This window comes from Rhodoblastus sp. (assembly GCF_041915505.1).
GTDB lineage: Bacteria > Pseudomonadota > Alphaproteobacteria > Rhizobiales > Beijerinckiaceae > Rhodoblastus.
This window is the reverse complement of sequence record NZ_JAYSBG010000390.1, coordinates 1-3,119: the sequence shown is the minus strand read 5'-3', so window position 1 is coordinate 3,119 and position 3,119 is coordinate 1. Positions and strand designations below refer to the sequence as shown.

At 64.8% G+C, this 3,119-nt stretch carries 3 protein-coding genes; 1 reads left to right on the top strand and 2 read right to left on the bottom strand.

Features of this window, described 5'->3' with window-relative positions; genetic code table 11:
• The first annotated feature begins 216 nt into the window (after positions 1-216).
• Entirely contained in the window at positions 217-1,257 is a 1,041-nt protein-coding gene (locus ACE3S9_RS17415) for a patatin-like phospholipase family protein (protein WP_374547746.1), read from the top strand.
• A gap of 51 nt (positions 1,258-1,308) precedes the next feature.
• Here the strand turns inward: ACE3S9_RS17415 and ACE3S9_RS17410 are convergent, their stop codons facing one another.
• A complete protein-coding gene (locus tag ACE3S9_RS17410) occupies positions 1,309-1,740 on the bottom strand; it encodes a CBS domain-containing protein (RefSeq protein ID WP_374547745.1) in 432 nt (143 codons plus the stop codon).
• A gap of 94 nt (positions 1,741-1,834) precedes the next feature.
• Positions 1,835-2,611: a rhomboid family intramembrane serine protease gene (locus ACE3S9_RS17405; RefSeq protein ID WP_374547747.1), complete on the bottom strand. Its 777-nt coding sequence runs from the start codon at positions 2,609-2,611 to the stop codon at positions 1,835-1,837.
• Positions 2,612-3,119: the final 508 nt, after the last annotated feature.

Below are 3,119 nucleotides of genomic sequence, written 5' to 3'. Positions count from 1 at the left end.
CGTGCGGAACCTTTGCCGTCCGTTCACATTTTAAACATGTGGCCCCGATGGCGGCTGTCGGTCCGCTTAAGCCTTCGGCAAGGTTTCGAGCGCAGCGTCGATATTTACCATGGGGCCAAAAGGATGGAAAATCCCGGCCCGACGGCGCCTTTCTTGCCCTGTGGGCGCATCCGGGCGATTCAAGCCCCGGCGGGTGTTTCAATTGAGGACCGGGCCATGTTCGGTTTTAATTGGAAGACATATGAGAAATCCGGCGAATCCTTCTCGGCCGCCAGCGACGGCGGCCGCCCCGCCGGACAGCGGCGACCCCGCATCGGCCTGGCGCTCGGCTCCGGCGCGGCGCGCGGTTGGTCCCATATTGGCGTATTGCAGGAGCTTGAGGCGCGCGGCGTGCCGATCGACGTCATCGCCGGCGCCTCAATCGGCGCCGTCGTTGGCGGCTGCCATGCGGCCGGACGGCTATCCGCGCTGGAGGGCTTCGCCCGCTCGCTGACCAAGCGCCGGGTGTTCTCGCTTATGGACCTGTCCTTTTCCGGGGTGGGCATGCTTTCCGGCGGAAAGCTGCGCGACGAACTCTCGCGCGAGCTGGAGGGTCTGCGCATCGAGACCCTGCCGACCGTTTTCGGCGCCGTGGCGACCGAAATCGGCGCCGGCCACGAGGTCTGGCTGCGCAAGGGCGATCTCGTCCAAGCTATCCGCGCCTCCTACGCCATGCCGGGCATTTTCGAGCCGGTCCACATCGAGAACCGCTGGCTGTTCGACGGCGCGCTGGTCAATCCGGTTCCCGTGACCCTGTGCCGGGCTTTGGGCGCCGAACTGGTGATCGCGGTCAATCTGGTCGGCGACGCGGCCTATCGCGGGGCGCTGATCGCGGATGCGGCGACCATGTCGGCAGAGGCGCCTGAGCCCGAGCCGCATAAGGAGCAGAAGACGGCGGCCGAAACGGTGAGGCATTCGCCGGAAGCCCGCCAGTTGCACCGCCAGTTCGGGCGGGCGGCCAATGGCGCGCCGGGCATAGCCGCCGCCATGCTCGACGCCTTCAACATCACCCAGGACAGGATCGCACGGTCGCGCCTCGCGGGCGACCCGCCGGACGTGCTGATCAGCGCCCGTTTGTCGAAGATCGGCTTTTTCGATTTCCACCGCGCCGACGAATTGATCGCGCTCGGCCGCGAGGCGGCCCGGCGCGCGCTCAACGACATCGCGGATATTGCGGCGCTGGAAAATCCCCGCGGCGGCAAGCTGCCGCCGCGCTGAAACCTTCCGCGAGAACGTCTTCCGCGAGGAAGTGTTCCTCGAAACCTGCCGTCAGGCCGTGGCGATATATTCGCGCAGCGCGCGATGCTCGGATTCGATCGCGTCGATGCGATGCTTGACGACGTCGCCGATCGACACCACGCCAACGAGCTTGCCGTTATGGATCACCGGAAGGTGACGGAAGCGGCCGGCGGTCATCTGCTCCATGACATGGTCGATGGCCTCGTCCATGCCGGTGGTGACGACCTTGCTGGTCATATATTTCGAAACGGATTCCTGCAGCGCGCCGACGCCATGGCGTCCGACCGCCCGCACGATGTCGCGCTCCGACAGAATGCCCAGGACTTCGCCATTTCCGCCGGTGACGATCACGGCGCCGATGCCCTTTTCCGCGAGCAGCGCCGTGGCCTCCTGCAAGGTCCGGTGCGGCTGCGTGGTGGTCACGTCGTGACCTTTGGCGGCGAGAATGAGTGCAACGCTCATCTAAATATTTCCTCCAGGCAAAAGCAGGGTTGTTCCCCATCTTTCCATGAAGGATGCCCCCGTTCGGCGGCGAGTGCAAGCGAGGGCTTTGCCTTCAGACCTTGCGCCTTTGGTCGAATAAAGGCGCCAACAGGACGCCGACGACGAAGCCGCCGATATGCGCCTCCCAGGCGACCGGCGCCTGCGACAGGCCGAAACGCTGCGCGCCGAGGCCGATCAGCAGGTTGGAGACGAACCAGAACACCAGAAAGGCAAGCGTCTGGCGATTGGCGAACATTTCCCGGAACGAGGCCATCGGCGGCGGCTCGAAGCCCACCTCCGCGCCGTAGAAGCCGCCCGGCTGAAAGACGAAACGCGCCGCCGCGCCCATATAAGCCGAAATCGCGGCCGAGGCGCCGACCATGGGCGAGGGTTCGGCGATATGGGCCGCCAGATAGACCAGGGCCCCCCCTATGGCGCCGAGCGCGCCCAGCAGCAGGAACCGCGCCGCCCCGAACCGCCGGGCCACCGGCGAGCCGAAGGCCGCGAGCCAGACCCCGTTGAAGATCAGATGGGTGTTGTCGCCGTGGAGGAAGGCGTAGGACAGAGGCGTGAACCAGACCCAGGACGGCGGCGCATAGGTCAGGAAGAACTGCCCGATCTGCGCATCAATGTCCGATTGCCGGGCGAGTTCGGTCAGACGGCTCACCACCGCGTTGGGATCGATGAGAAAGCCCAGCCGCGCCGGCGTGAAGCCGAATATGGCCACGACGCCGACATCGTTTTCCGGCGACAGAAAGGCGCGCAAGACATGGACGCCGGCCAGAACGGCCAGCAAAGCGATGACAACGGCGGGAATATTGAAGATCGGCTCTCGGGCGCGCTCGCGCATCACGGATCGGCGCCCTCCCGACGGCAAACTGGCTCCGGCAAATAGAAAGGGGAGAGCTGGAGCGAGCTCTCCCCTTTGCAACGGCTTCAACCGTCAGGCTTGCGCGGCGTGCTTGCGGTCCCGTCCGCGATCCTGGCGTAACAACCTGCTGCGCATCCCGAGCAAGAGCGCGGCGGCGTAAGGCGCCAGGAAACAAGCATTGGCTTTTAGCTCGAACGTCGCTTTGGCCGGGTGCTTGTCCGTCGCCGCGTCGTTCGCATAAGAAGATATTGCCAAAGTCCTAACGTCTTTGCAACATCAACAATTCATTAAGCTTAACATTGCGGGGCCGATCTGGCCCGAGTTTCGCAATTTTCGCCTTGTTGGCGTCCCGAGCCGGACTTCTGTGCGGCGACCGGACGCAACTGACCCGAACAAGAACAAGGTCCCGAAATGAGACAAGCCGCGACGCAAGAGCTCTACAGCTACTGGAACCAGTTGCGCGGCGCGCGGCTGTCGCCCGAGCGCG

Coding starts and splice junctions, on each gene's coding strand:
- ACE3S9_RS17410 (WP_374547745.1), bottom strand. CDS start 1,740: ATGAGCGTTGCACTCATTCTCGCCGCCAAAGGTCACGACGTGACCACC.
- ACE3S9_RS17405 (WP_374547747.1), bottom strand. CDS start 2,611: ATGCGCGAGCGCGCCCGAGAGCCGATCTTCAATATTCCCGCCGTTGTC.
- ACE3S9_RS17415 (WP_374547746.1), top strand. CDS start 217: ATGTTCGGTTTTAATTGGAAGACATATGAGAAATCCGGCGAATCCTTC.